At 64.3% G+C, this 24,903-nt stretch carries 24 protein-coding genes; 16 read left to right on the forward strand and 8 right to left on the reverse strand.

The window, feature by feature from the left end; translation table 11 throughout:
• Positions 1 to 23: 23 nt before the first annotated feature.
• Complete coding sequence (locus NKH35_RS20780; RefSeq protein WP_023699154.1) at positions 24 to 248, reverse strand: hypothetical protein; 225 nt, start codon at positions 246 to 248, stop codon at positions 24 to 26.
• 399 nt (positions 249 to 647) lie between these two features.
• Between NKH35_RS20780 and NKH35_RS20785 the strand changes: the two genes are divergently transcribed.
• From NKH35_RS20785 to NKH35_RS20805, 5 genes are all read left to right on the forward strand, one after another.
• Positions 648 to 1,655 (forward strand): aldo/keto reductase, encoded by a 1,008-nt coding sequence (locus NKH35_RS20785; RefSeq protein WP_023693784.1) that lies wholly within the window; start codon positions 648 to 650, stop codon positions 1,653 to 1,655.
• A 407-nt stretch (positions 1,656 to 2,062) separates the two neighbouring features.
• Positions 2,063 to 3,010 carry a substrate-binding domain-containing protein gene (locus NKH35_RS20790; protein WP_023693785.1) on the forward strand — a complete coding sequence of 316 codons (948 nt, stop codon included), beginning with the start codon at positions 2,063 to 2,065 and terminating at the stop codon, positions 3,008 to 3,010.
• 171 nt (positions 3,011 to 3,181) lie between these two features.
• A complete protein-coding gene (locus NKH35_RS20795) occupies positions 3,182 to 4,813 on the forward strand; it encodes a sugar ABC transporter ATP-binding protein (RefSeq protein ID WP_502906990.1) in 1,632 nt (543 codons plus the stop codon).
• Positions 4,810 to 5,826, forward strand: coding sequence for an ABC transporter permease (locus NKH35_RS20800; RefSeq protein ID WP_023673479.1), 1,017 nt, complete (start codon positions 4,810 to 4,812; stop codon positions 5,824 to 5,826). Before NKH35_RS20795 ends, NKH35_RS20800 begins: the two co-directional genes overlap by 4 nt.
• Positions 5,827 to 5,836: 10 nt before the next feature.
• A complete protein-coding gene (locus tag NKH35_RS20805; protein WP_023733988.1) occupies positions 5,837 to 6,334 on the forward strand; it encodes a GNAT family N-acetyltransferase in 498 nt (165 codons plus the stop codon).
• 30 nt (positions 6,335 to 6,364) lie between these two features.
• Here the strand turns inward: NKH35_RS20805 and NKH35_RS20810 are convergent, their stop codons facing one another.
• Entirely contained in the window at positions 6,365 to 6,613 is a 249-nt protein-coding gene (locus tag NKH35_RS20810; protein WP_031201948.1) for a hypothetical protein, read from the reverse strand.
• A gap of 147 nt (positions 6,614 to 6,760) precedes the next feature.
• The gene (locus NKH35_RS20815) at positions 6,761 to 7,390 is read right to left on the reverse strand and encodes a glutathione S-transferase family protein (RefSeq protein ID WP_023733987.1); all 630 of its coding nucleotides are present in this window, start codon (positions 7,388 to 7,390) and stop codon (positions 6,761 to 6,763) included.
• A gap of 210 nt (positions 7,391 to 7,600) precedes the next feature.
• Between NKH35_RS20815 and NKH35_RS20820 the strand changes: the two genes are divergently transcribed.
• From NKH35_RS20820 to NKH35_RS20850, 7 genes are all read left to right on the forward strand, one after another.
• Positions 7,601 to 8,581, forward strand: a complete 981-nt coding sequence (locus NKH35_RS20820) for a tagatose kinase (protein ID WP_023689812.1) — start codon at positions 7,601 to 7,603, stop codon at positions 8,579 to 8,581.
• Positions 8,581 to 9,855, forward strand: coding sequence for a D-tagatose-bisphosphate aldolase, class II, non-catalytic subunit (locus NKH35_RS20825; protein ID WP_023733986.1), 1,275 nt, complete (start codon positions 8,581 to 8,583; stop codon positions 9,853 to 9,855). Before NKH35_RS20820 ends, NKH35_RS20825 begins: the two co-directional genes overlap by 1 nt.
• Positions 9,856 to 9,908: 53 nt before the next feature.
• Positions 9,909 to 10,499, forward strand: coding sequence for a DUF922 domain-containing Zn-dependent protease (locus NKH35_RS20830; RefSeq protein WP_352916180.1), 591 nt, complete (start codon positions 9,909 to 9,911; stop codon positions 10,497 to 10,499).
• Positions 10,500 to 10,692: 193 nt separating this feature from the next.
• Positions 10,693 to 11,778, forward strand: a complete 1,086-nt coding sequence (locus NKH35_RS20835; RefSeq protein ID WP_352916183.1) for an ABC transporter ATP-binding protein — start codon at positions 10,693 to 10,695, stop codon at positions 11,776 to 11,778.
• Positions 11,779 to 11,817: 39 nt separating this feature from the next.
• Entirely contained in the window at positions 11,818 to 13,143 is a 1,326-nt protein-coding gene (locus NKH35_RS20840; RefSeq protein WP_023693796.1) for an ABC transporter substrate-binding protein, read from the forward strand.
• Positions 13,144 to 13,284: 141 nt separating this feature from the next.
• Entirely contained in the window at positions 13,285 to 14,184 is a 900-nt protein-coding gene (locus tag NKH35_RS20845) for a carbohydrate ABC transporter permease (RefSeq protein ID WP_444849008.1), read from the forward strand.
• 1 nt (position 14,185) lies between these two features.
• Positions 14,186 to 15,088 carry a carbohydrate ABC transporter permease gene (locus NKH35_RS20850; RefSeq protein ID WP_352916187.1) on the forward strand — a complete coding sequence of 301 codons (903 nt, stop codon included), beginning with the start codon at positions 14,186 to 14,188 and terminating at the stop codon, positions 15,086 to 15,088.
• Between the two features lie 31 nt (positions 15,089 to 15,119).
• Here NKH35_RS20850 and NKH35_RS20855 read toward each other — a convergent pair whose 3' ends face one another.
• The gene (locus NKH35_RS20855; RefSeq protein WP_023673468.1) at positions 15,120 to 15,824 is read right to left on the reverse strand and encodes an SDR family oxidoreductase; all 705 of its coding nucleotides are present in this window, start codon (positions 15,822 to 15,824) and stop codon (positions 15,120 to 15,122) included.
• A gap of 131 nt (positions 15,825 to 15,955) precedes the next feature.
• Here NKH35_RS20855 and gcvA point away from each other — a divergent pair, with 131 nt between their 5' ends.
• A complete protein-coding gene (gene gcvA, locus NKH35_RS20860) occupies positions 15,956 to 16,855 on the forward strand; it encodes a transcriptional regulator GcvA (protein ID WP_023693798.1) in 900 nt (299 codons plus the stop codon).
• Between the two features lie 58 nt (positions 16,856 to 16,913).
• Here the strand turns inward: gcvA and NKH35_RS20865 are convergent, their stop codons facing one another.
• Positions 16,914 to 18,017, reverse strand: coding sequence for a flavin-containing monooxygenase (locus NKH35_RS20865; RefSeq protein WP_352916190.1), 1,104 nt, complete (start codon positions 18,015 to 18,017; stop codon positions 16,914 to 16,916).
• A gap of 455 nt (positions 18,018 to 18,472) precedes the next feature.
• Complete coding sequence (locus tag NKH35_RS20870) at positions 18,473 to 18,889, reverse strand: winged helix-turn-helix transcriptional regulator (protein WP_023673465.1); 417 nt, start codon at positions 18,887 to 18,889, stop codon at positions 18,473 to 18,475.
• Between the two features lie 137 nt (positions 18,890 to 19,026).
• On the opposite strand from NKH35_RS20870, the gene NKH35_RS20875 reads away from it, so the two are divergent.
• On the forward strand, positions 19,027 to 19,614 hold the full coding sequence (locus NKH35_RS20875; protein ID WP_023673464.1) for a dihydrofolate reductase family protein: 588 nt from the start codon (positions 19,027 to 19,029) through the stop codon (positions 19,612 to 19,614).
• A 95-nt stretch (positions 19,615 to 19,709) separates the two neighbouring features.
• On the opposite strand, the gene NKH35_RS20880 is transcribed toward NKH35_RS20875, so the two are convergent.
• Positions 19,710 to 20,138 carry a VOC family protein gene (locus NKH35_RS20880; protein WP_352916222.1) on the reverse strand — a complete coding sequence of 143 codons (429 nt, stop codon included), beginning with the start codon at positions 20,136 to 20,138 and terminating at the stop codon, positions 19,710 to 19,712.
• A gap of 246 nt (positions 20,139 to 20,384) precedes the next feature.
• On the opposite strand from NKH35_RS20880, the gene NKH35_RS20885 reads away from it, so the two are divergent.
• Positions 20,385 to 21,593 (forward strand): MFS transporter, encoded by a 1,209-nt coding sequence (locus NKH35_RS20885; RefSeq protein ID WP_352916193.1) that lies wholly within the window; start codon positions 20,385 to 20,387, stop codon positions 21,591 to 21,593.
• Positions 21,594 to 21,623: 30 nt separating this feature from the next.
• On the opposite strand, the gene NKH35_RS20890 is transcribed toward NKH35_RS20885, so the two are convergent.
• On the reverse strand, positions 21,624 to 23,918 hold the full coding sequence (locus NKH35_RS20890) for a cation:proton antiporter domain-containing protein (RefSeq protein WP_352916196.1): 2,295 nt from the start codon (positions 23,916 to 23,918) through the stop codon (positions 21,624 to 21,626).
• Positions 23,919 to 24,156: 238 nt separating this feature from the next.
• On the opposite strand from NKH35_RS20890, the gene NKH35_RS20895 reads away from it, so the two are divergent.
• Positions 24,157 to 24,888, forward strand: a complete 732-nt coding sequence (locus tag NKH35_RS20895) for a DUF2270 domain-containing protein (RefSeq protein WP_023673885.1) — start codon at positions 24,157 to 24,159, stop codon at positions 24,886 to 24,888.
• Positions 24,889 to 24,903 lie beyond the last annotated feature (15 nt).

A 24,903-nucleotide genomic window follows, 5' to 3' on the forward strand; every position in this document is an offset into this window, starting at 1 on the left:
GTGCGAAGGAACGGCGTTCACACTCAATCGTCGGTGGCCGGCGTCAGGTCTAGCTCGGCCGGGGACAGCCCTTGCTGGAGCTGGCTCAGCCGGAACTCGTCGACCCAGTAGGCCTCGCCGTCGACCAGCACGCGGGCCGAGTAGACGCCGCCGGAAAAGCTTTGCGCGGTGACGTAGACCTTGTGGCGGTCGAGCGCCTTGCGCACCGCGGCGCGCTTGGAATTCTGGCTGGTGACGGAACTGGCCATGGCTCACTCATACACACGACCGCAAGACATGGCGGCGGCATAAGGATGCTGGAGATCGGCTGCTCTGTCAATTTTGACCGCCTGCTTCTGGCAGCGCTACGATCCGGCGGCAGCAAAAAACCGCTGCGCCTCGGCAGTGGGCTTTGCAATGACGACGACAATATTCGGTTAGTGGTCCGAAGGAATTATGAGCGCGGTGACGCGCGAGAGCTGCTGACGCCGGTTCCGCGTCGGCTTCTCGTAGATCTTCTTCATTGGTATCCCCATGGCCCCCAATGGCCGCCAGCAAAGGCGCTTGCGGCTGGGTTTTGTCAAGGGAAGCGCTGTTCTTCCGCCGAACAGCTATGGAAACTGGAGGAGCGGCCGCTATAGTTTTCCTCAGCCCCAAGGAGAACGGCAATGACCCTCAGCACCCGCAAACTCGGCAGCCAGGGGCTGCAGGTCTCGGTGATCGGCCTCGGCTGCATGGGCATGAGCCAGTCCTACGGCCCTGCCGACGAGGCGGAATCGATCGCCACCCTGCACCGAGCCATCGAACTCGGCTGTACCTTCCTCGACACGGCGGAAGTCTACGGCGCCTATGCCAATGAAGAACTGCTCGGGCGGGCGCTGAAGGGCCGGCGCGATGAGGTGACCCTTGCCACCAAATTCGGCTTCCGCATCGAAAACGGCAGACAGGTCGGCACGGAGCGTGACAGCCGGCCCGACCATATCCGCGAGGCGCTGGAGGGCTCGCTGAAGCGGCTCGGCACCGACCATATCGACCTTTACTACCAGCATCGCGTCGATCCGGCGGTGCCGATGGAAGACGTCGCCGGCACGGTCGGCCGGCTGGTTGCCGATGGCAAAGTGCGCTTCTTCGGCCTGTCGGAAGCGGGCGCGGCGAATATCGGCCGTGCGCATGCCGTGCACCCTGTCTCGGCGCTGCAGAGCGAGTATTCGCTTTGGGAGCGCAATCTGGAGCCGGAGATCATCCCGCTGCTCAAAAAGCTCGGCATCGGCCTGGTGCCGTTCGCGCCGCTCGGCCGCGGTTTCCTCGCCGGCGACGTCAAGCGCGCCGAGGATTATCCGGAAGGCGATTTCCGCCGCGGCGACCCCCGCTACCAGGGCGCCAACTACGACGCTAATGTCGCGGCTGCGGCTGCGGTGCAGGAGGTGGCCGCGGCCAAAGGGGCAAAGCCCGCACAGATCGCGCTGGCCTGGGTGCTCGGCAAGGGCGACGGTTTCGGCATTGACATCGTGCCGATCCCGGGGACAAAGCGGCGCAAGTATCTCGAAGAAAATGTTGCTGCGGCCGCGATCCAGCTCGACCCGGCCGAGACTGCTGCGCTCGACGCAGCCCTTGCGCCCGGCAAGGTCTCAGGGCCGCGCTACAATGAGCGGGTGATGACGACGATCGATCGGTAGAGGCGTCTAAGCTGCCAATCTCCCCCCTCGTGGGGGAGATGCCTGGCAAGGCAGAGGGGGGCGCGAAGGATCGCCCGCATCAAGTATTCTGCGTAGAGGTTAGCTCAAAGATGTAAGTGAAATTGGCCAATGTCGGCAGGACAGCGCCCCCCTCTGTCCTGCCGGACATCTCCCCCACAAGGGGGGAGATTAGCAGTTTCAGCCCCTCGCCTCACCTTGCGTAATCGATTTTCCTTGGCTAGCATCCTCCGGTCGGCGCCGTGCGGAGGAGAACGTTGCGGCGGACCGGCTGGAGCGCCTCGCGTCCCCTCGGGGCGTTCACAGGACACTCCATTTTTGAATTGACGCAAGGACCGTCCCGAGCCGCTCCCGGTTTCGGGCTCCTGCGTTCATGTGGAGGATATCTGATGAACAGACGCGAATTCCTGTTGTCGACCGTGGCGACCGGCGCCATGGCGCTGGCCGCGCCCATGGCCTTTGCCGCCGACAAATTGACCATATTGGGCTCGGTGCCCAATCTCGGCTTTCCGTTCTTTGTGCACATGCTGAACGAGATCAAGGCGGAGGCGCAGGCGCAAGGCGTCAATCTGACCGAGAGCGACGGCCAGAACTCGGCGCCGAAGCAGACCGCCGACATCGAGGCCGCACTTGTGCAGAAGGTCAACGCCATCGTGATTTCGCCGCTTGACGTCAACGCGCTGGCGCCGGCGATCGAGGAAGCGGTCAAGGCCGGCGTTCCGGTGGTGACGATCGACCGCCGCGTCGACGGCGTCGAGGGCATTCTCGCCCATGTCGGCGCTGACAATGTCAAGGGTGGCGAAGCCGAGGCGCAGGCCATGGTGGCGGCGTTCCCGAACGGCGCCAAGCTGTTCCATTTGCAGGGCCAGCCGGGTGCCGGGCCCGCGATCGACCGCAACAAAGGCGTCCACAATGTGCTCGATCCGCTCAAGGACAAGTACCAGATCATCTTCGAGCAGACCGCCAACTTCGCCCGCGCCGAAGCGCTGTCGGTGACCGAGGCCGGGCTTGCCGCCAACGGCAAGCCGGACGCCATCATCTGCGCCAATGACGACATGGCGCTCGGCGCGCTCGAAGCCTGTGCCGCGCGCAACTTCACCGACGTCAAGATCTACGGCTTCGACGCGCTGCCGGAAGCGCTGGTCGCCGTGCGCGACGGCAAGCTCGCCGGCACGGTCGAGCAGTTCCCCGGCGAACAGTCGCGCAAGGCGGTGCAGATAGCGGTCGCCTTCGCCAGGGACAAGACCCAGCCGAAGGAGAAGCTGGTGCTGTTGACGCCGATCGTCATCGGCAAGGACAATCTCGACAAGGCGGAGAGGTTGAACGAGACGAAGTGAGAGTAGGGCCCATGACGGGTGGAGGTCGCGCTCTGTCGCGCCCCCCTCTGTCCTGCCGGACACCGCCCCCACTTGGGGGGAGATTGGCCGTCACGTCTGCTTTCGCCAATCGCCAACGTTATAGAAATAGTGCTGCCGGCAAAACTGCTGATCTCCCCCCGTGTGGGGGAGATGTCCGGCAGGACAGAGGGGGGCGCTGTCCCGCTGCCTATCGCAATCCGGGAGCAATGCTTGTCCGCCGTTGAACCCACCGCATCATCGCCCCCGCTCCTTTCCGTCGAAGGCGTGACCAAGCATTTTTCCGGCGTCACCGCGCTCATCGACGTTTCGCTCGAGGTGCGGCCCAGTGAGATCCTTGGCCTGCTCGGCGAGAACGGCGCCGGCAAGTCGACGCTGTTGAAAATCCTGTCCGGCGTGATGCCGCCGTCGAGCGGTCGCATCGTCTTCGACGGGGCCGACTACGCACCGTCCAGCCCACAGGACGCCAAGCGGCACGGCATCGTCACCATCTACCAGGAACTCAGCCTGATCCCGACGCTGACGGTGGCGGAAAACATCTTCATCGGCCGCGCGCTGCTCGGTCCGCTCGGGCTGGTCAGCTGGCGCAGGATGGAGGACGCCTCGCGCGCGATCATCGCCCGCGTCGGTCTAGACATCGATCCGGCGACGCCGGTGTCCTCGCTGTCGGTAGCCGAACAGCAGCTGGTCGAAATCGCCCGCGCTCTGTCGCTGGAAAGCCGCCTGATCATCATGGACGAGCCGACCTCGGCGCTGACCGAGACCGAGGTGCAGAAACTGATGTCGATCATGGACAGGCTGCGCAAGGACGGTGTCGCCATCATGTTCGTCACCCACCGGCTGGAGGAAGCGTCCGCCATTTGCGACCGCATGACCGTGCTGCGGGACGGCAGGCTGGCCGGTCATCTCGACCGCGACGGCCGGCCGATCCAGATTCCGAAGATCATCGAGAAGATGGTCGGCCGCGCCGCCTCCGAACTCTACGCGCGGCCGACGCAGCGCGATGTCGCCGGCGAGGTCAGGCTCTCGGTGCGCGGGCTGCGGACGGTGCGCGACCCGCTGGCGCCGCATGCCATCGTGCTCGAAGGCGTCAACCTCGATCTGAAGGCCGGTGAAATCCTCGGCGTTGCCGGCCTCGTCGGTTCCGGCCGCACCGAGCTTGCCCGCGCCATTTTCGGCGCCGACCGCATCGCGGCCGGCACGATTGCGCTCGACGGCAAGCCGATCGCCCCGGCTTCGCCCGCCGACGCCATCAAACTCGGCATCGGGCTGGTGCCGGAAGACCGCAAGCACCAGGCGATTTTTGCAGCACTTGGCATTCTCAACAATTTCTCCATCGCCTCGCTCGGCCGCTACAGCAATGGGGCCGGCTTCATGGCCGAACGGCGCGAGCGCGAGGCGCTGGCCGGGTATCGCAAGGCACTGTCGATCCGCATGGCCTCGCCCGAGCAGGCCATCGAGGGCCTGTCCGGCGGCAATCAGCAAAAGGTGATCCTGGCCCGCTGGCTGGCGCGCGACCCGAAAGTACTGATCGTCGACGAGCCAACGCGCGGCGTCGATGTCGGCGCCAAGGCCGAAGTGCACCAGATCCTGGTGCAGCTTGCCGCACGCGGCATCGCCATCATGATGATCTCGTCGGAGCTGCCGGAAGTGCTGGCGGTGTCGGATCGCATCGTCACCATGCGGCGCGGCCGTATCACCGGCGAAATGCCGGGCATCGAAGCGACCGAGGAAAAACTGATGGAACTGATGGCGCTCGACCGCAAGCAGGACGCGATGCAATGACCAGCACCACCGAACAGACCCAGCGCAGCGGCATCAACATCGCGCGGCTTCTGATGAGTTTTGGGCCGCTGATGTTCCTGGCGGTGTTGATCGTCATCTTCACCGTGCTGAAGCCGAGCTTCATCGATCCAATCAACCTGTTCAACATTTTGAGGCAGATCTCGATCACCGGGCTGATCGCGCTTGGCATGACTTTCGTCATCCTCACTGCCGGCATCGACCTGTCGGTCGGCTCGCTGCTCGCCTTCTGCGGCATGGTGGCGGCGGTGGTGGCCAAGGGCGGCACCGCCAACACGCTGTCGCTGTCGACCACGGGCACGCAAGGATATGGCTGGTTCGCCGCCTTGCTTGCCGCCGTCATCGTCGGGGCGCTGGCCGGCGGCGTCCAGGGCTTTGCCATCACCCGGCTGAAAGTGCCGCCCTTCGTCGTCACGCTGGGTGGGCTCACCGTGTTTCGCGGCCTGACGCTGACCATCTCCAATGGCGGACCGATCTCCGGCTTCGACGCCTCGATGCGCTGGTTCGGCACCGGGCTCATCGGACCGGTGCCGGTGCCGGCGATCATCTTCGCGGTGGCGGCCATCCTGTGCCACATCGTGCTGCGCTATACGCGCTATGGCCGCGCCGTCTATGCCGTCGGCGGCAATGCCGAGGCCGCGCGCCTTTCGGGCCTGCGCGTCGACCGCATTCTGATCTCGGTCTATGTCATCGTCGGCTTCTTCGCCGGGCTGGCCGCCTTCGTTTTGTCAGCACGGCTCAACTCCTCCGAAGCCGTGGCCGGCATCGGCTACGAGCTTACGGTGATTTCGGCCGTGGTCATCGGCGGCACCTCGCTATTCGGCGGCATCGGCTCGGTCGGCGGCACGGTGGTGGGCGCAGCACTGATCGGCGTGCTGCAGAACGGGCTACAGTTCAACAATGTCTCTTCCTACACACAAAGCATCGTCATCGGCCTGATCCTGATCCTGGCCGTGGCCTTCGATCGTTGGCTGAAGTCGCGGGTGAGGCGGTGAGGGATCGGCCATGGTTCAGATCAGGGCGATGACAGAGAACGATGTAGCGTCGGTATCGCGGCTGCTGGGAGACTCCTGGCGGCGCACCTATTCGCCGATCCTGGGACCCGAGACCACGGCACGCCTCTCGGACGACAAGCATGCGCCCGAGCGGCTGGCAGCCGAACTTCTGGACGACAACAAGATGTCGTTCGTGGCCGAACGGCCGGACGGTTCGATCGCCGGCTACGCGATGGCGGCGATGGACGATCGTGGCGATGTCCTGCTCGACCGGCTGCACATCGACAAGTCAGAGTTCGGCAGCGGGCTCGCCACCGACCTGCTGCACGCGGTGCTTGTCGCGCATGCCGGCATCCCCAGCATTGCGCTGGAAGTGATCGAGGGCAACGACCAGGCGATCGCCTTCTATCGCAAGCACGGTTTCGAGGTGGTCGAACACCGCCCGGCCGCGCACGGCGTCGCCGGCCATGCCTCGCTGATCATGCGCCGGCTGCTGTCGAGGGCGTGAAGTGAATGGGAAACCGCAGTAGTCAGGGCCCTACTGCCCTAACCCCTGCGCCGCCACCGCCTGTGGACCGTCCTCGTCGTCCGGCATATCGAGGAGTTCGATCAGCCGCGCCACCTTCGTTCCCGGCAAGGGGCGGCCCTCGTTGACCAGCGCCTCGTCGGCACCGAGCCAGGCGAACGCCTCGCGCAGTTCTTGAAGGGTGGCGCCGGTCAGCGCGATGTCGGCTATGACCGCCTCGTCTACCGGCCCCAACACCGAAATGATGTCGTCGCGTGTCATGGTCACCTCCATGCTAAGTGCCGGCAGGTCGTCGAGTTGATGCCGGGATCCGGCCATCCAGTCAACGGATTGCGAGCGAAAGCCGCCGACAAAGCAGAATCTGGGTCTTCTTTTCGACTAAGCAAGGTGAACGCGCGCCTTTTGCCGTCAAGCAGCCGAATGCCGATCGATGCTGTAGAGATGCACGGGATAGCCGGGACCGATGGCGTCGCGTACCCGGCCCGTCCAGGCACGAACCGCCGGATAAGCCGCCAGCGCAAAGCCGCAATCTTCGGCACGGTGGCCGTAGGCATAGACAGCAATGTCGGCGATGGTGAGCATGTCGCCGACAAGGAACGGCGTGTCGTTCAGGCTGCGCTCCAGCGCTGCCAGCGTGCGGGCGCCGGCTTCGCGCTTGGCCGGAAGCGTCGCCTGGTTGCGCTCCAGCCTTCCGGCCAGCGTCCAGAAGCGCAGGGAGCCGATGACCGGCTCGACATGGTACTGTTCGAAGAACAGCCATTGCAGAACTTTCGCGCTGACATAGCGATCCGCCGGCAGCAAGGGCGTGCCTTCGGCGAGATAAATGAGGATCGCATTCGATTCGGCGATCGCACGGCCATCCTCGAGTTCGAGCACAGGAACGGCGCCGGCCGGGTTGAGCTTCAGGAAGGCGTCGGTGTGGCTCTCGCCCTCGAAAATCGACACCAGGCGGCTTTCATAGGGAATGTTGAGCAGGCCGAGCACGACCCTCGCCTTCCAACCGTTTTGCGACGGCAAATAATCATGAAGCGTGAGCATGGCTGTCCTTTCGCTGCGGTCGACGCCTGATTTGCACGGTGCCACGATACCAGCCACCCGAATCCTGCAATGTGTACGCGCGGAAACAGATAAACTATACGCATGTAGAGTTTTATTGACTTCGCTGTATGTGCGATTTACCCGATAAACACTTGCGTCGGATAACTGCGCGGGCAAGCAATCAGTTTGCGTGTGAGAGGAATCGCAAGCATGAGCCTTTCGCGCCGAAGCGAGATCGCCGCCGAGGCCGTGGGGCCAACGATTGTCGCCGGCGAAATCCTGGTCGAGATCATGGCGACGGAACGGGGTTTCGGCTTCCTCGAGCCGCAATCGCTTGTCGGGCCATTCCCCAGCGGCGCGCCGGCGATCTTCATCGATCAGGTCGCCCGGCTGGGAGGCGGCGCCGGCATTATCGGCTGCGTCGGCCGCGACGATTTCGGCACGCTCAACTTGGACAGGCTGGAGCGCGACGGCGTCGACGTCTCAGCCGTCGATATCAGCGACCGCTTCCCGACGGGATGCGCCTTCGTGCGCTACCGGCCCGATGGTATCAGGGACTTCGTCTACAACATCGCCGAATCCGCCGCCGGGCAGATCCACCTGACCACTGCTGCGCGCCTGCTGGCGGACAGGGCCGGCCATCTGCATATCATGGGATCGACGCTGTCGGTGGCAGGGCTGAAGGAGATCGTCAGCTACGCAGTGCAGGCGGTTCGTGCCCGCGGCGGCTCGACCTCATTCGACCCGAATGTGCGCAAGGAGCTGATCGACGGCTCCGACGGCGCACTGTTTTCCGCACTCATCGACGATGCCGACCTGCTGCTGCCGTCCGGCGACGAATTGCTCGCTACGGCGGGCGTCGATGACGAGCACCGGGCGGTGGCGGCGCTGTTTGCCAGGGGCGTCGGCGAGATCGTGCTGAAGCGCGGTGCTGACGGCTCTTCCTGGTTCGGCGCCGACGGCGCCAGGATCGACTGCGCCGGTTTTCAGGTCGAGGAAGTCGACCCCACGGGCGCCGGCGATTGTTTCGGCGCCACCTACCTGACCTGCCGCCGCCAGGGGATGGAGCCCGGCAAGGCGCTGCTTTATGCCAATGCCGCCGGCGCCCGCAACGTCACCCGGCGCGGCCCGATGGAGGGCGTCACCAGCTTCGACGGACTCGATCAATTCATCAAGGGAACAGCGAGATGATGGCCAATCCCCTTGCCGGTCTCGCGGCGGCCCGCCGGAACGGAGCACCCTACGGCATCACGTCCATCTGTTCGGCTCATCCGCTGGTGATCCAGACAGCGATACGGCGCGCCGTTGCCGACAGGGAGAAAAACCTGCTGATCGAGGCAACCTGCAATCAGGTCAACCAGTTCGGCGGCTATACCGGAATGACCCCGGCGCTGTTCGTCGCCTTCGTGCTGGAGATCGCCTGCCGCGAGGGGCTGGAAGCCTCGCGCATCATCTTCGGCGGCGATCATCTGGGACCGAACCCGTGGCGCGCCGAGCCGGCGGCGCACGCGATGGACAAGGCCGAGGCCATGGTCGGCGCCTATATCGCGGCCGGCTTCACCAAGATCCATCTCGACGCATCGATGGGCTGCGCCGGCGAGCCGGCGGCCCTGGACGACGAGACCATCGCCACCCGGGCGGCGCGGCTGGCAAAGGCGGCCGAAACGGCCGCGCACGCCGCAGGCAGCACCTTGCCGGTCTACATCATCGGCACCGAAGTCCCCGCCCCCGGCGGAGTCGACCATGCGATCAGCGAGTTGAAGCCGACCGAGGCGGCGGCGGCGCGGCGCACGATCGAGGTTCACCGGGAGATCTTTGCCCGCGAAGGCCTGACCGAGGCGTTCGGCCGCGTCATGGCCGTGGTGGTGCAGCCGGGCGTGGAATTCGGCAGCCAGAATGTCGTCGCCTACGCGCCCGAAAAATCCAAGGGCCTGACCGGCTTGCTCGATGAGCAGCCGTCGCTCGTCTACGAGGCGCATTCGACCGACTACCAGACCCGTGCGGCTTTGACCGCGCTGGTCGCAAACGGCTTTCCTATCCTCAAGGTCGGCCCCGGCCTGACCTTCGCCTTGCGCGAGGCGCTTTACGGGCTCGACCTGATCGCCTCCGAAATGGCCAGGGACTATGGCGACCGGTCGCTCGCCCGGACCATGGAAAGCGCGATGCTGGCAGCACCCGGCCATTGGCACAGCCACTATCACGGCAACGAAGCAGAGCTCTATGTGCAGCGGCATTACAGCTACAGCGACCGCATCCGCTATTATTGGAGCAACCCCACCGCTGTCGCGGCCGTCGAGCGCCTGCGCAAGGCGCTGGACGGCGTTGCCATTCCCGAAACGCTGATTCGGCAATTCCTGCCGGCGCTGCCGGCCGAACTCGGGCCGGCGGGCAATCCCGAGGCTATTCTTCTCGAAGCTGTCGATCAGGTGCTGGCCGATTATGACGCGGCCTGCCGTGGGACCTGAGTGCATTTGCGCCGGGTTGATCTTTGCCTCAGCCCAGTGTCTCTGACGTTTCCATGAAACCAGTCATGTTCTTTCTCCTGTTCGCGGCCACTCTGCTGGCGTCGCCGGCACGCGCCGACTGGAAGCCGGTCGAAAAGGTCGAGAACTACGCCATCGCAGGACAGACCGGCCCGGAACTCTATGCCGCGATCGGCGAAGCCGGCCCCTTGCTCGGCAAGGGTCGGGTCATTGCGCACACCAATTTCAAGCTGACCTGGACCAGAGACTACAGGCCGAAAGGCGACGCCTGCGTGCTCAAATCGGCGCGCCCGAAACTGATCATCACCTACACCTTGCCGAAGCCGGCCGAACCGTTGCCGGCTTCCGTCCAGAAGAACTGGACGGTGTTCATCGCCGGGCTCGCCGCCCACGAGAGAGTGCATGGCGCAGCCATCGCCGAGATGGTGCGCAAGATCGAGGCGGTGAGCGTCGGCCTGACCGTTACTGATGACCCCGCCTGCAGCAAGATCAGAACCGAGCTGACGAGGCAACTCGCCCAGATCTCGCTGGCTCAGCGGCAGGCGAGCCGCGACTTCGACCGGGTCGAATTCGGCCCCGGCGGAAACCTGCAGAAGCTGGTGCTGGCTTTTGTGAATGGGGGGTAGTTTGCCGGCGAACCGGTCATTGCGCCGGTGTTCCGAACGACAAGAGCACCGGCCGCATGGCCGCTTTACAGGCAGGCTTGGTAGCGCTACCGTCTGATCGTCACGCGACCTGTTGGGGGAATGGGAGACGGTCGCGAGGCGGAGAGGAGCGGTTTCCTTCGGGGCGTCGCAAGAAGCATTCGGGAGGAGATCGATGGCGTCTGTCGCGATCGGCGATGTTTACAAATCGTTCGGGACCGTCGAGGTCCTGCATGGCGTCAGTGTGGATATCGACGACGGCGAATTCGTCACGCTGGTCGGCCCGTCGGGTTGCGGAAAATCGACCCTTCTCAGGATGATCGCCGGCCTGGAAAAGATTTCTCGGGGCGAGATCGCGATCGGGGATCGGGTCGTCAACAACGTTGCGCCGAAAGAGCGCGACGTTGCCATGGTGTTCCAGAACTACGCGCTCTACCCGCACATGACGGTCGCCGAGAACATGGCGTTCTCGCTCATGCTCAAAGGTGTTTCGAAGGCCGATTGCGCTACCAGCATCCAGCGCGCCGCCGAAATCCTCGGGCTGGTGCCATTGCTGACGCGATATCCGCGCCAGCTTTCCGGCGGCCAGCGCCAGCGCGTCGCCATGGGCCGGGCGATCGTGCGCGATCCACAGGTTTTCCTGTTCGACGAACCGCTCTCCAATCTCGACGCCAAGCTCAGGGTGCAGATGCGCGCCGAGATCAAGGAACTGCACCAGCGGCTCAAGACGACCACAGTCTATGTCACCCACGACCAGATCGAGGCCATGACCATGGCCGACAAGATCGTCGTCATGCATGACGGCATCGTCGAACAGATCGGACCGCCGCTGGAGCTCTACGACAGGCCAAACAATCTCTTCGTCGCCAGTTTCATCGGCTCGCCCGCCATGAACCTGATCAAGGGCGAGATCGTCACCGACGGGTCTCCGTCCTTTCGCGGCGCCGGGGGAATTTCCGTGCCGCTGGCCGGCGCGCCGGCCGTTGGCAACGGTCATCCGGTGGTGCTGGGAATACGGCCCGAGCATTTGCGGCTATCGTCAGACAAAGGCATTCCAGTCACCGTCGCGGTGGTCGAGTCGACCGGGTCGGAAGTGCAGATCATCGGCCGCACCGCCGGCGGCGACGAGATCGTCGCCAATTTCCGCGAACGCCATGCCTTCACACCGGGCGAATCCATACGGCTCTCTGCCGCGCCTGGCCTGATTCATCTCTTTGACGGCAAGACCGGAACACGATTTGAAACGCGTAACGGATGGTAAGGACCGCATAGCAAGGAAGATAAACCGGAGGAGACGACCATGAAATTCACGAGACGCGATGTAATCCGCACGACCGCAGGTGCCGCGGCGGGAGCTCTGGGAAGCCGGTTCGTCGGCTCGCCGGCTTTTGCCCAGGAGGGCTTGAAATACAAGCCCGAGGAAGGCGCAAAGCTGCGGCTGCTGCGCTGGTCGCCCTTCGTCAAGGGCGATGAGGATCAATGGCTGGCCAACACCAAGCGCTTCACCGAGGCGACAGGTGTCGAGGTTCGTGTCGACAAGGAAAGCTGGGAGGACATTCGCCCCAAGGCAGCGGTCGCCGCCAATGTCGGTTCCGGCCCGGACCTCATGTTCGTCTGGTTCGACGACCCGCATCAATATCCAGACAAGCTGCACGACGTGACCGAGCTCGGCGAGTATCTGGGCTCGAAATATGGCGGCTGGCACGACGGACCAAAGCAATATGCGACGCGGGACGGCAAGTTCGTCGGCCTGCCGCTGGCCACGATCGGCAATGCCATCGTCTATCGCGAAAGCTGGGTGAAGGAGGCCGGCTTCTCCGAATTTCCGAAGGACACGGCAGGCTTCCTCGAGCTTTGCAAGGCGTTGCAGGCGAAGGGACATCCGGCCGGCTTCACGCACGGCCACGGCGTCGGCGACGGCAACAATTACGCGCACTGGCTGCTGTGGAGCCATGGCGGCCAGATGGTCGACGAGAGCGGCAAGGTGGCGATCAACAGCCCCGAGACGTTAAAGGCGATCGGATACGCGCAGGAACTCTACAAGACCTTCATTCCCGGGACCGAAAGCTGGCTCGACGTCAATAACAACCGCGCCTTCCTGGCCGGCGAACTCGGCGTCATCGCCAACGGCATTTCCGCCTACAATACGGCCAAGATCAACAAGGACAACGATCCGAAGCTGGCTGAGATCGCCAAGGACATCCGCACCACCAACCTGCCGATCGGTCCCGTCGGGAAATCGGTCGAACTGTTCCAGGTGACCACCGCCGTCATCTTCAACTACACGCCCTACCCCAATGCGGCCAAGGCCTATCTGCAGTTCATGTTCGAGGATCCGCAGATGACCGACTGGATCACCTCCTCGGCGGGCTATTGCTGCCAGACGCTGAAGGCCTTCGACAACAATCCAGTGTGGACGGCCGACCCGAACAATGCCGCCTATGCCAAGGCCTCGGCGACGCTGCGCCCCAACGGCTATGCCGGGCCGCTCGGCTATGCCTCGGCGGCGACCATGGCCGACTATGTCCTGGTCGACATGTTCGCCAAGGCGGTGACCGGCCAGGCGACGCCGCAGGAGGCGATGGAGGAGGCGGAGAAGCGCGCCAACCGCTACTACCGCGTTTGATCACGGCACCGCCGGGCAGCGTCTAGTGCGCTGCCCGGCCCGTCGCACAATCCCATGGCGGCCGTTGACGCCGTGACCTGATTCCCCGATGAGGAGCCCTCCATGGCCGTGCCGTCCGTTGCCGCCCAGCCGCGTCCGTCGATGCTTTCGCGGATCTCCGAAAGCCGCAACGCGCTGGGCTTCGGCTTCATGCTGCCGGCGGCGGCGCTGCTGCTGGTCTTCCTGACCTATCCGCTCGGGCTGGGCGTCTGGCTCGGCTTCACCGATGCCCGTATCGGCCGCCCCGGCATCTTCATTGGCACCGAGAACTATCAGTATCTGTGGAGTGACGCCGTCTTCTGGCTGTCCGTCTTCAACACCTTGCTCTACACGGTCAGCGCCTCGATCCTGAAGTTCGTGCTCGGCCTGTGGCTGGCGCTCATTCTCAATGAAAACCTGCCGTTCAAATCGTTCTTCCGCGCGATAGTCCTGCTGCCTTGGGTGGTGCCCACCGTACTGTCAGCCATCGCCTTCTGGTGGATCTACGATTCGCAGTTCTCCATCCTGTCCTGGGCGCTGCAGCAAATGGGCCTGATCGACCACCGCATCAATTTCCTCGGCGATCCGGAGAATGCGCGCGCTTCGGTTATCGCCGCCAACGTCTGGCGCGGCATTCCTTTCGTCGCCATCACGCTGCTCGCCGGCCTGCAGACCATTCCGCAGTCGCTCTACGAGGCGGCCACGCTCGACGGCGCCAGTCGCTGGCAGTTGTTTCGTTATGTGACTCTGCCGCTGCTGACGCCGATCATCGCCATCACCATGACCTTCTCGGTGCTGTTCACTTTCACCGATTTCCAGCTGATCTACGTGCTGACCCGGGGCGGACCGGTGAATGCCACGCATCTGATGGCGACATTGTCTTTCCAGCGCGGCATTTCCGGCGGCCAGCTTGGCGAGGGCGCGGCCATCGCGGTGGCCATGATCCCGTTCCTGCTGGCGGCGATCCTGTTCAGCTATTTCGGCCTGCAACGCCGCAAATGGCAACAAGGCGGCGGAGACTGACATGGTCAAGACGGCCGCGGCAAGGAAGGCGAAACGTGGGGATATCGACGAAGGCGGCATGGGCTACCTGCAGAGCCTGCCGCGCCGCGTGGTGACGGTCTATCTGCCGCTGCTGGTGTTCGTCTTCGTGCTGTTGTTTCCGTTTTACTGGATGACGATCACGGCGGTTAAGCCCAATCTCGAGATGACCGACTATGCGCAGTTCAATCCGTTCTGGGTGGTGCATCCGACATTGGAGCACATCCGCTATCTCCTGTTCGAGACCTCCTATCCGGGCTGGCTGCTCAACACGATCATCATCTCGACCGCCGCCACGTTCCTGTCGCTGCTGGCGTCGGTGTTCGCCGCCTATGCGATCGAGCGGTTGCGCTTCTCCGGGGCGCGGCAGGTCGGCCTCGGCATCTTCCTCGCCTATCTGGTGCCGCCCTCGATCCTGTTCATTCCGCTGTCGGTGATGGTGTTCAACCTCGGGCTCTACGACACGCCCTTCGCGCTCATCCTTACCTATCCGACCTTCCTGGTGCCGTTCTGCACGTGGCTGTTGATGGGTTACTTCCGCTCCATCCCGTTCGAACTGGAAGAATGCGCGCTGATAGACGGAGCGAGCCGGTGGCAGATCCTCACCAAGATCGTGCTGCCGCTGTCGGTGCCCGGCCTGATCTCCGCCGGCATATTCGCCTTCACCCTGTCATGGAACGAGTTCATCTATGCGCTGACATTCATCCAGTCCTCGGAAAACAAGACCGTGCCGGTGGGTGTGCTGACCGAGTTGGTGCGCTCCGACGTCTACGAATGGGGGGCGCTGATGGCGGGAGCGCTGATCGGCTCGCTGCCGGTGGTAGTGCTCTATTCGTTCTTCGTCGAGCACTATGTCTCGTCGATGACCGGCGCGGTGAAGGAGTGACGCGCCGGCTCACGCGAGGCGACCGGCGCGGTCAGATCGCGCCGATGATGCCGCCGTCGACGCGGATGTTCTGGCCGGTGATGTAGCCCGCACCTTCGGAAGCGAGGAAGGCGATGGTCGCGGCGATCTCCTCCGACGTGCCGTAGCGCTGCATCGGCACGCTGTCGCGGCGCTCCTCGGTGGCCGGCAGGCTGTCGATCCAGCCGGGCAGCACATTGTTCATGCGCACATTGTCGGCGGCGTAGGTGTTGGCGAAGATCTTGGTGTAGGCGGCAAGCCCGGCGCGGAACACGGCGGATGTCGGGAACATCGGGCTCGGCTCGACCACCCAGGCGGTCGAGATGTTGATGATGGCGCCAGCCCTCTGCTTGACCATCTGCGGCGCCACGATGCGCACCGGCCGGATGACGTTCATCAGATAGACGTCGAGACCGGTGTGCCACTGCTCGTCGGTGATTTCGAGGATCGGCGCGCGTGGCCCGTGGCCGCCGCTGTTGACCAGCACGTCGATGCGGCCGAAGCGCTCGAGCGTCAGATCGGCGAGCCGCTGCAGATCGTCATTCGACTGGTTGGAGCCGGTGACGCCGAGGCCGCCAAGCTCCTTGGCCAGAGCCTCGCCCTTACCGGAGGACGACAGGATCGCGACCTTGAACCCGTCCGCTGCCAGCCGCTTGGCCGCCGCCGCGCCCATACCGCTGCCACCGGCGACGACGACTGCTACTTTTTCTACACTCATCTCGATTTTCCTTCGCACGGGTTGGCGGGACTCTGAAGCCCATGTTTCCGACCTTCGAGCAATGCTATAAACGGTGTTGCCATCTGGTTCGAACCAGAAAGCCTGAAATCAAGCTGTAGAAAAACTCCTGCATGCCTGAAGCCTTCCTGAGCCTGCCACCATTGAATGCGCTGCGTGCCTTCGAAGCCGCCGCGCGTCATCTCAACTTCCGCATCGCCGCCGAAGAGCTGAACGTGACGCAAGGGGCGGTGGCGCAGCATATACGCGGGCTGGAGGCCGATCTCGGCACAAAACTCTTCGACCGGCTGCCGCGCGGCCTGGCGCTGACCGACGAGGGCCGCGCCTATATGCCCAACATCCGCCGCGCCTTCGAGCTGATCTCGGAGGCCACCTTGCTGCTGCGGCCCGAACCGGCGCGGCTGACGATCAGCGTCACGCCGAGCTTTGCCACCAAATGGCTGATCCCCAAACTGCCGGAGTTCGTCGCGCACAACCCGCTGGTCGATTTGCGAATCTTGGCCAGCGAAAGCCTGTCGAGTTTTCAGGCCGATGGCGTCGACATTGCGGTCAGGCAAGGCCGCCTGCCCTCCGGCGCCGGCCTGATGGTGGATCTTTTGTTTCCACAGCAGATCATCGCCATCTGCAGCCCTGCCCTGCTGCCGACCGGCGCGAACGAGATCGCGGCGGCCGATATCCAGCATCACGTCCTGCTGCACGACGCGCACAATCTGTGGCCGGAATTCATGGAGAGAGTACTCGGCCTGAGGATGGCCACCGAGGCCAAACGCATGCGCTTCAACCAGACAGGCCTCGCGATCGACGCCGCCATTGCCGGCCAGGGCATCGCGCTGGCCAGCCGGTTTCTCGTATCCGCCGACATTGCCGCCGGCCGGCTGGTGCAGCCGATCAACGCGGAGATGCGGGGGACGCACGATTTCTATGTCGTGATGCCGCGCAAGCAACGGCACCCAGAACCGACGCAAGCCGTGCGGCAATGGCTGCTGGATGAGGGCGATGCGGCGCGGCTGTGATGGATAGCCGATCTCCCCGCAAGGCGGGAGATCCGCAGCTTGGCCGACGCCGCCCCTTTCAGCCTCGCCGAGCAATGTCGGCCGCCACTGCCTTCGCCTCGCGTCCAATTTCCCTGAGCAGACCGGTGACCGGATTGTAGAAGCCGACGAGGTAGAGGCCGAGTTGCGAGGCGCGGGCGTTGACGCCACTGCGCTCCGGCTGCAATTCCACGGGCAGAAACTTTTCGTAGCCCGGGCGATAGCCGGTGGCGAGGATGACGGCGTCGAAATTTTCCTGCCTGCCGTCGGTGAACGCAGCGCCGCGCTCGGTGAAGCCCGCTATGTCGGGTGCGATCTTGATGGCGCCTTTGGTGATGGCGTCGACCGTGCCGACGTCGATGACCGGGATGCGGCCGACTTCGTCGATCTGCTGCAGGATGCCCTGCTTCGGCCTGACGATGCCGTATTTCTCGAGCTTGCCCAGCGCGAAATCGAGGATGATCGGGAACATCCAGTCGTTCAGCGCCTGCGGCATCGGCCGGCTGGCGATGCCGACCATCTGGATCGGCACGCCGAACAGCTGGCGCGGCACGATGTGGACGCCCTTGCGCACCGAAATGGTCGGACGCGCGCCACTTTCCGCCAAGTCGAGCGCGATCTCGGCGCCGGTGTTGCCCATGCCGACGATCAGCACCGAGCGGCCGGCAAAGGGCGCCGCTTGCGTATAGTCGGCGCTGTGCAGCACCTCGCCCTTGAAAGCCTCGATAGCAGGGAGCCGGGGGACGATCGGCTCGGCATTGTTACCGCTGGCGATGACGACATGGCGCGCCTTGAGGTTGTCCGATCCTGTCTCGACCAGAAAACCGCCGTCCCCGAGGCGAATGGCTTTCACCGTCACGCCGAAGCGCGGGCGCAGATCGAATTTTTCCGCGTAGTCGTCGAGATAGCGGACCACCATTTCGCGCGGCACGTAGCGCGGATAATTTTTGGGAAAGGGCAGGAACGGCAGCGACGAGAACGACTTGACCGTATGCAGATGCAGCCGCCGATAGTGCCGCCGCCAGGCGGGCGCGATCTCCTGCGATTTTTCGAGCAGGATGAAATCCACTCCTGCCCGCTTCAGGCAGGCACCGACCGCAAGGCCGGCGGGCCCGGCGCCGACAATAACGACAGTGGTGTCCAAGCGATTCTCCTCCCGCTAGCTCCTTAGGCTACGCGTAGAAGCGCAGGCGGGACAAGGCGCGCCTCACCTTCTCCCCTTGTTGGAGAAGGTGGATCGGCGCGCTAGCGCCGAGACGCCTTCGCATCGCGGCGCGCACGCTGCGCATCCTGTCCGGTCTCGGCTCACCCCCGGTGACGAATGTCTATCCCGGCAATCGCCCATGCTGTCGGACGGGCTGCCTGTCGCCGGCCGCACCGCGGTCGAAGAGCTCTACGTGCATGGCGGCATGGGCCAATCGGCATGCATGCCGCCCCCGCCATCGCGCGCTGGCTGGAAGAGGCCGTGGTTCGGGCGATGGCAATCCGAAGCAGACATGGCTCCGGCCACAGCGATTTGCGGGATGGGAAGGGTGAGGCTGCGCGACGTCGTGTCGATGTAGCCCGCCATCGGCCCGAAGGGAGGGCTGGCGTTGCTCCCTAGCCGATATGCTCGGCGCGCAGCTTCTTCTTTATCTGCTCCAGGCCTGCCTCGCCGCCCGTCGCCAGTTCATCGGCGATCCTTGCCAGCTTGTCATCGGCGTTGCGGTATTTGCTGCCCCAGGCGCCGAGCGTCGCCAGCACCGGCAACAGGTCGATGCCCGCCTCGGTCAGCTTATAGATCGCCTTGAGCTTGTGCGTGGGGTCGTCGCTTCTGGTGACAATGCCCTCATCCTGCAAGGTCTGCAGCCGCTCGGCCAGCGTGCGCGACGAGATGCCTTCGCCTGATAGCAGAAACTCCCGGAAGTGCCTTTTTCCCGCGAAAATCATGTCGCGGATGATCAGCAGCGTCCAGCGGTCACCGAGCAATTCGAGCGACAGGCTGATGGGGCAGCCGGATCTTTCCCTGGTCGACATTCTCAATGCTTCCATTTCTAAATCACTTTACTATTGACATCATTTTTCTCTCGTGTCAATGGTTCCGAAAGTAAAGCAATCACCAACGCCGCCTGACCTGGCGCTGGTGACACCAGAGCTCAATCAGGAGAACGACGATGAGAAAACTGATCCTGCAGATGCAGATGTCGGTCGACGGTTTTGTCGGCGCGGCCGGCGATGAGCACTGGCAGCTCTGGGAATGGGGCGCCAACTGCCCGTGGGACGACGACTTGAAGCAGGATTTCAACGCGGTGTTCGCCGGCATCGATACCATTCTGCTCAGCCGCAAGATGGCCGAAGAAGGCTATCTAACCCATTGGGGCAATGCGGCTAAAAACTATCCGCGCGATCCCTTCTACGCCTTTGCGCAGCGCATCGTCGAGGCGCGCAAGGTGGTGCTGAGCGACAAGCTCGCGGCATCGCGGTGGGAGCGCACGACGCTTGCCAGCGGCGACCTGCCGCGCGAGGTCAAGGCGCTGAAAGCTGAAGGTGAAGGCGACATGGCGGTATTCGGCGGCGCCGGCTTTGCCTCGGCGCTGATTGCAGCGGGACTGGTCGATGAGTTCCAGCTGTTCATCAATCCGGCCGCGCTGGGCGACGGCGAGCGGATTTTCGACTGTGGCGGCTTCCTGAAATTGCGCCTGCTCGGCTCTAAAGCCTATGCCTGCGGAATGGTGGTGAACCGCTACGCGCCGGCAATGTGAAGTAGTTCAGCGATTGAATCCGTGGACCGCTTCAACTCTTTGTTTTTACGAGAACTCCGGACGGATCACCGCAACCCGCTCCTCGTGAACCTGCGCTAGAAATTGATCTCGACCGAAGCGGCACTTCGCTTTGCCGGCCCGTGAAACACCGCCTCGATGTTGTTGCCGTCGGGGTCGAGCAGGAAGGCGGCGTAGTAGCCGGGGTGGTAGGGCCGCTCACCCGGCGCGCCATTGTCGGCGCCGCCGGCATCGAGGCCGGCCTTGTAGAACGCATCGACCATGGCCTTGTCCCTGGCCTGGAGGGCCAGATGATGGCGCCCGGTCAGTTGTCCCCTCGCCGCCCGGCTGTCGAGGCTTGAGATGAACAGCTCGTCGGCCCAGAAATAGTCCTCGGCCTCGCCGCCGATCGGAATGCCGAGCATCTTGAAGACGGCTTCATAGAAGCGCCGGCTCGCCGCGAGGTCCCTGACCACCAGCTGGACGTGGTCGATGAGGCGGCCGCGATGCAGTTCCATGAGCGATATCTCCCGTCGCGAGACCACAAAGCTAGTGCCGCGGAGCGGCTCGTCAATTCGGCAGTCTATCTTGTCGGCGCGCTTGGCAGCCTTACACCCCTGCTTTTGTCATATCCGGATGGACTTCCACGCAGACCGGATAAAAAATGCAACCGGATTGTCGGATTCGAAATCCCGCCAAGTCCTTCGGACGCAAGCGGCGCAACGGAGCTGGAGCGAGTGGCGCTGCATCGAAACCGATCTCGGGAGAAGAGCATGAACAGTTCCTACCGTTGGGTGATCGTCGCGTGCGGCGCGCTGATGACCTGTGTGGCGCTCGGCGCGATGTTTTCGCTGGCGATCTTTCTCGAGCCGCTGGCGCTCGAAACCAACTGGTCGCGAACCGGCATTTCCAGCGCCATGACGCTGAATTTCTTGGTGATGGGGGCCGGCGGTTTTGCCTGGGGCGCCATCTATGACCGTGTCGGCGCCCGCCCGGTGGTTTTTGCCGGCGCGGTGCTGCTCGGCCTGTCGCTGGTGGTGGCGAGCCGAGCCCAATCGCTGCTGGTCTTCCAGCTGAGCTATGGCGTCATCGTCGGGATGGCGGCCAGCGCCTTCTTCGCGCCGATGATCGCGCTGACCACCGCCTGGTTCGAGACCCATCGCAGCCTGGCCGTGTCGCTGGTCTCGGCCGGCATGGGCGTGGCGCCGATGACCATTTCGCCCTTCGCGCGCTGGCTGATCACGGCCTATGACTGGCGTACCGCCATGTTCGACATCGGGATCATGGCTTGGGTGCTGTTGCTGCCGGCCGTCTTCCTGGTGCGCCAGCCGTCGGCGGCGGTCGCGGCAGCGGATGGCAGCGCGCCCGCACCTGCCGCGGCCCCCGGCATGTCAGTCGGCCAGGCGTTGCGCTCGCCGCAATTCCTGGTGCTGGGCATGACGTTCTTCGCCTGTTGCGCGGCGCATTCGGGGCCGATCTTCCACATGGTGAGCTATGCCATGTCGTGCGGCGTGGCGCCGATGGCAGCCGTGTCGATCTACAGCGTCGAGGGCCTTGCCGGCCTTGGCGGGCGCGTGCTCTACGGCGTGCTCGGCGACAGGCTGGGCGCCAAGCCGGTGCTGATCGTGGGCCTCGCCATCCAGGCGGTGGTGATCGCCGCCTATCTCGCCGTCGGCAATCTCGAGCAGTTCTATCTCCTGGCGATCATCTTCGGCGCCACATATGGCGGCGTCATGCCGCTCTATGCGGTTCTGGCGCGCGACTATTTCGGGCCACGCATCATCGGCACGATACTTGGCGCCGCGACCCTGTTGTCCAGCCTCGGCATGTCGTTCGGCCCGCTCGCCGGCGGCATGATCTTCGACGCCTATGCCAGCTATTCCTGGCTGTTCATCGGCTCGGCGCTGATCGGCCTCGGTGCTGCCGGCATCGCCATCGCCTTCCCGCCGCAGCCCGGCCGAGAGAGGCTGCAGGCGGCATGAGCGAAATTTCCCCTCGAGGGGAAATACTCATCACCCTGTCCCCGTTCCCGAGCGCAGCTCTTCTCTGCCCTCGTCGTCGCGGCTGAGCCTGGCGTCCGAGATCAGCACCACCGGGCATTGGCAGCGCTGCAGCACGCCGGTGGTCGTCTCGCCGAAGAAGAGTTCCTCGCCAGGGCGCCGCGCCACGCCCATGACGATCAGCGCCGCCCCCCTGCCGGCCTGGCGGGCAATGGCATCGGCGGCGGCGGCCCGGCTGCGGATGGCCGTCTCGATCTCGACGCCATAGCGGTCGGCTAGTGCGACGGTATCCTTCAGCACCGCCTCCCTGCGGCGATGCGAGACAGTGTCGCGCGGTTCGTCGCGGCCGACGCGCGCGACATAAAGTATCTTGACCCGCGCACCCGTGACCGCTGCAATCGCCAGCGCCATTTCGGCACCCCGGCGGGCGATCGCGGTGCCGTTGACCGGAACCAGAATCTTCCCGCCTTCAGGTCCTAGCCTTGGCATCTGGCGGCCGGCGCCGGGCGCCTTCAGCACCAGGCATAGCGGGCCCTCGAAGGCGCCGGCGATCTCGTTGATGCGGCGGGCAAACCCACCTTTCGACGTGACCGCGCGGCCGAGCCCGATCAGCAGCAGCCCATAGCCTTTGCGCGCCTCCTTGGCAACCGTTTCGGCCGAAAGCTCGGCCTCGTGGCGCCGCGTGACAGGCGCCGCGCGGGCCAGCTCCTCGTCCGAACTCCTGGCGGCCTCGCGGCTGTCCTCGGCACCCTTTTCGATCGGCTCGAGCTTCGCATCCGTGCCGGGCTCGGCCTCCTCCCCCTCGCCTCGGGCATGCAGCACCGTCGTCGGCCTGCCGGCGCCCACGACTCCTGCGAGGTAAGCAGCAAAGCGGCCGACAACGCCCTCATCGGTCACCACCAGCAGTCGTTCCAGATTGGCGATGAAGCCGCGTTGGTCGATCTCCTCGCGCTCCAGACGCTTCTTCTCGTTCTCGCCCATCGGCAAGCGGCCGAGTGCCCAACGCAAGGTCGGCGGCATGGCGAGCGTGGTGATGACGGCCATGGTCACGATCATGGTGAAAAGATCGTGCGACAGAACGCCGATCGACAGGCCAATCGAGGCGACGATGACTTCGGTCGAGCCGCGCGCGTTCATGCCGCAACCGACGGCGATGCCTTCCTTGCGGCTCATGCCGGCAAGCTCGGCGCCGATGAAGGCGCCGGCGAATTTGCCGAAGCTGGCGATCAGCACCAAAGCGGCCGTGAGTAGCGCAAGCTCGTGGTCGACAAGCACGGTGAGATCCGCCGAAAGGCCGGCGACGCCGAAGAAAACCGGCATGAACAGCGCCATGATGACGCCGCGCAATTGCCCTTCGATATGACGCGACAGGATCGGCGATTCCCCAACCAGTATGCCGGCGACGAAGGCGCCAAGCACGGTGTGGACGCCGATCAGATCGGTGATCAGCGCCATTGCGCCCATGATGGCGAGAATGACGGTGACGACGGCGTATTCGCTGCGGAACGTATCGTTGGTCCAGCGGATGGCGTCGAAGACGATGCGGCGGCCAATCGTGAAGGAAAACCCCATGAAGGCGGCAACGCCGACAATGGTGAAGGCAAGGCTGCCGAGCTCGAAGCGCCCCTTGGTGGCGATGCCGATGGTGATGGCGATGATCACCCAGCCGATCGTGTCCTCGATGATGGCCGACGAGACGATGGTCTGACCGAGATCGCGGCGCATGAAGTTCATCTCGCGCACCACCATGGCGACGATCTTGACCGAGGAGATCGACAGCGCCGTGCCGAGGAAGAGACCGGCGACAATGCGCTCGGTTCCGTCGGCCAGCAGCGAGGCCGGCATGAGCTGTGCGGCGGTGAAGCCGAGCGCGAAAGGCACGGCGACGCCCGCGGCGGAGATGGAAAAGCACGCACGGCCGACCCTGCGCACCAGCCGCAGATCCGTCTCCATCCCGGTGAGCAACAGAAGCATCAACACGCCGAGCTGTGCGATGGCGCTGATCATGCTCTTTTGGGTGGCGTCGCCTGAAAAGATCACGCGTTCTGCTTCCGGCAATAGCCAGCCGAGCAGCGATGGCCCGAGCAGGATGCCGCCGATGAGCTGACCCATCACCGCCGGCTGGCGGAGACGCTCCAGCAATTCGCCGATGCCGCGGCCGACGAGAAGCAGAAGGAGGATTTCGAGAACGAAAATGCCCTCGCTGGACATGCCGGTCTTTTCGGCTGCCAACGATGCGGCCGGCATGAATGCGAAGGCTGCCGCGGCAAGCGCGACCGACCGGCGCCGGTTGACCACGAAGGACATGCACCCCCTCATCGTGCCCGGTATAACGTTTGCGGGCGAGATCGGTTGCACGCCACGCTCCCTTGGCGCGCCGCAGGTTCCTCCTTACCTGAATCTTATAACGGGCCTATCTGACTGCGGATAAACCGCCGAGACCCGGGCCGGCGACGGAACATTTTCAACCGATTGCGCGTTGCGCGGATGGGGATGACCGGCGTCGTTTCGGCCGGCCATGGCGTTGGGAGGCGCGTGGCAAGGGATGTCCCAGGTCAAGACCGTGAAAACCGACGAAGCGGCTGCAGCGCCGCGGGCCTCTGATGCGTTCGCGCTGAAGCTCACCTCATCGGAATTCGTGGCCACCATGTCGCATTTCCACCGCGCCGAAATCGCCCGCATGGCCGGCTGGCGCGACCGGCTGGACCGTACCAGCAACTGGGCGATTACTGTCGTCGCCGCCATGCTCTCAGTCTCACTCTCGACGCCCAGCGCCCATCATGGGGTGCTGCTCTTTGCCATGCTGCTGACCACGCTGCTGCTATGGATCGAGGCGCGGCGCTATCGTTTCTTCGACGTCTACCGGGCCAGGGTGCGCCAGTTCGAGCGCTATTATTTCGCGCAGATTTTCTCGCCGCAGCCCGACTACGCCTCCAACTGGCTGGCCATCGTCGGCGAAGGCCTGCGTTCGCCGCGCTTCCTGATCTCGCAACGCGCGGCGTTGGTGCGCCGGCTGCGCCGCAACTACATTTTCATGTACACGATCCTGATGCTGGCGTGGGTGCTGAAGATCACGACGCCCAGTCTGCAGCGCGAAGGGTCGCCGATAGGCTTGGGCGCGTCATTTCTCGACGCCGCGCGCGTGGCGCAGCTCGGCCCGGTTCCAGGCATCTATGTCGTGTGCATGGTCGGGCTGTTCTATGTCGGCCTACTCGCAGCCGCTTTCCTCATCTCAAGCGACGAGGGCGAGCTTTCGCATGGCACCGTGCATGTCTGAGAGCGGCCTCGAAAA

The organism is Mesorhizobium sp. M1143 (assembly GCF_040318435.1).
Classification (GTDB): domain Bacteria; phylum Pseudomonadota; class Alphaproteobacteria; order Rhizobiales; family Rhizobiaceae; genus Mesorhizobium.

Excerpts from the sequence above, each read along its gene's own strand:
- NKH35_RS20780 (WP_023699154.1), bottom strand. The coding sequence starts at position 248 with ATGGCCAGTTCCGTCACCAGCCAGAATTCCAAGCGCGCCGCGGTGCGC.
- NKH35_RS20785 (WP_023693784.1), top strand. The coding sequence starts at position 648 with ATGACCCTCAGCACCCGCAAACTCGGCAGCCAGGGGCTGCAGGTCTCG.
- NKH35_RS20790 (WP_023693785.1), top strand. The coding sequence starts at position 2,063 with ATGAACAGACGCGAATTCCTGTTGTCGACCGTGGCGACCGGCGCCATG.
- NKH35_RS20795 (WP_502906990.1), top strand. The coding sequence starts at position 3,182 with ATGTCCGGCAGGACAGAGGGGGGCGCTGTCCCGCTGCCTATCGCAATC.
- NKH35_RS20800 (WP_023673479.1), top strand. The coding sequence starts at position 4,810 with ATGACCAGCACCACCGAACAGACCCAGCGCAGCGGCATCAACATCGCG.
- NKH35_RS20805 (WP_023733988.1), top strand. The coding sequence starts at position 5,837 with ATGGTTCAGATCAGGGCGATGACAGAGAACGATGTAGCGTCGGTATCG.
- NKH35_RS20810 (WP_031201948.1), bottom strand. The coding sequence starts at position 6,613 with ATGACACGCGACGACATCATTTCGGTGTTGGGGCCGGTAGACGAGGCG.
- NKH35_RS20815 (WP_023733987.1), bottom strand. The coding sequence starts at position 7,390 with ATGCTCACGCTTCATGATTATTTGCCGTCGCAAAACGGTTGGAAGGCG.
- NKH35_RS20820 (WP_023689812.1), top strand. The coding sequence starts at position 7,601 with ATGAGCCTTTCGCGCCGAAGCGAGATCGCCGCCGAGGCCGTGGGGCCA.
- NKH35_RS20825 (WP_023733986.1), top strand. The coding sequence starts at position 8,581 with ATGGCCAATCCCCTTGCCGGTCTCGCGGCGGCCCGCCGGAACGGAGCA.
- NKH35_RS20830 (WP_352916180.1), top strand. The coding sequence starts at position 9,909 with ATGAAACCAGTCATGTTCTTTCTCCTGTTCGCGGCCACTCTGCTGGCG.
- NKH35_RS20835 (WP_352916183.1), top strand. The coding sequence starts at position 10,693 with ATGGCGTCTGTCGCGATCGGCGATGTTTACAAATCGTTCGGGACCGTC.
- NKH35_RS20840 (WP_023693796.1), top strand. The coding sequence starts at position 11,818 with ATGAAATTCACGAGACGCGATGTAATCCGCACGACCGCAGGTGCCGCG.
- NKH35_RS20845 (WP_444849008.1), top strand. The coding sequence starts at position 13,285 with ATGCTTTCGCGGATCTCCGAAAGCCGCAACGCGCTGGGCTTCGGCTTC.
- NKH35_RS20850 (WP_352916187.1), top strand. The coding sequence starts at position 14,186 with ATGGTCAAGACGGCCGCGGCAAGGAAGGCGAAACGTGGGGATATCGAC.
- NKH35_RS20855 (WP_023673468.1), bottom strand. The coding sequence starts at position 15,824 with ATGAGTGTAGAAAAAGTAGCAGTCGTCGTCGCCGGTGGCAGCGGTATG.
- gcvA (WP_023693798.1), top strand. The coding sequence starts at position 15,956 with ATGCCTGAAGCCTTCCTGAGCCTGCCACCATTGAATGCGCTGCGTGCC.
- NKH35_RS20870 (WP_023673465.1), bottom strand. The coding sequence starts at position 18,889 with ATGTCGACCAGGGAAAGATCCGGCTGCCCCATCAGCCTGTCGCTCGAA.
- NKH35_RS20875 (WP_023673464.1), top strand. The coding sequence starts at position 19,027 with ATGAGAAAACTGATCCTGCAGATGCAGATGTCGGTCGACGGTTTTGTC.
- NKH35_RS20885 (WP_352916193.1), top strand. The coding sequence starts at position 20,385 with ATGAACAGTTCCTACCGTTGGGTGATCGTCGCGTGCGGCGCGCTGATG.
- NKH35_RS20890 (WP_352916196.1), bottom strand. The coding sequence starts at position 23,918 with ATGTCCTTCGTGGTCAACCGGCGCCGGTCGGTCGCGCTTGCCGCGGCA.
- NKH35_RS20895 (WP_023673885.1), top strand. The coding sequence starts at position 24,157 with ATGTCCCAGGTCAAGACCGTGAAAACCGACGAAGCGGCTGCAGCGCCG.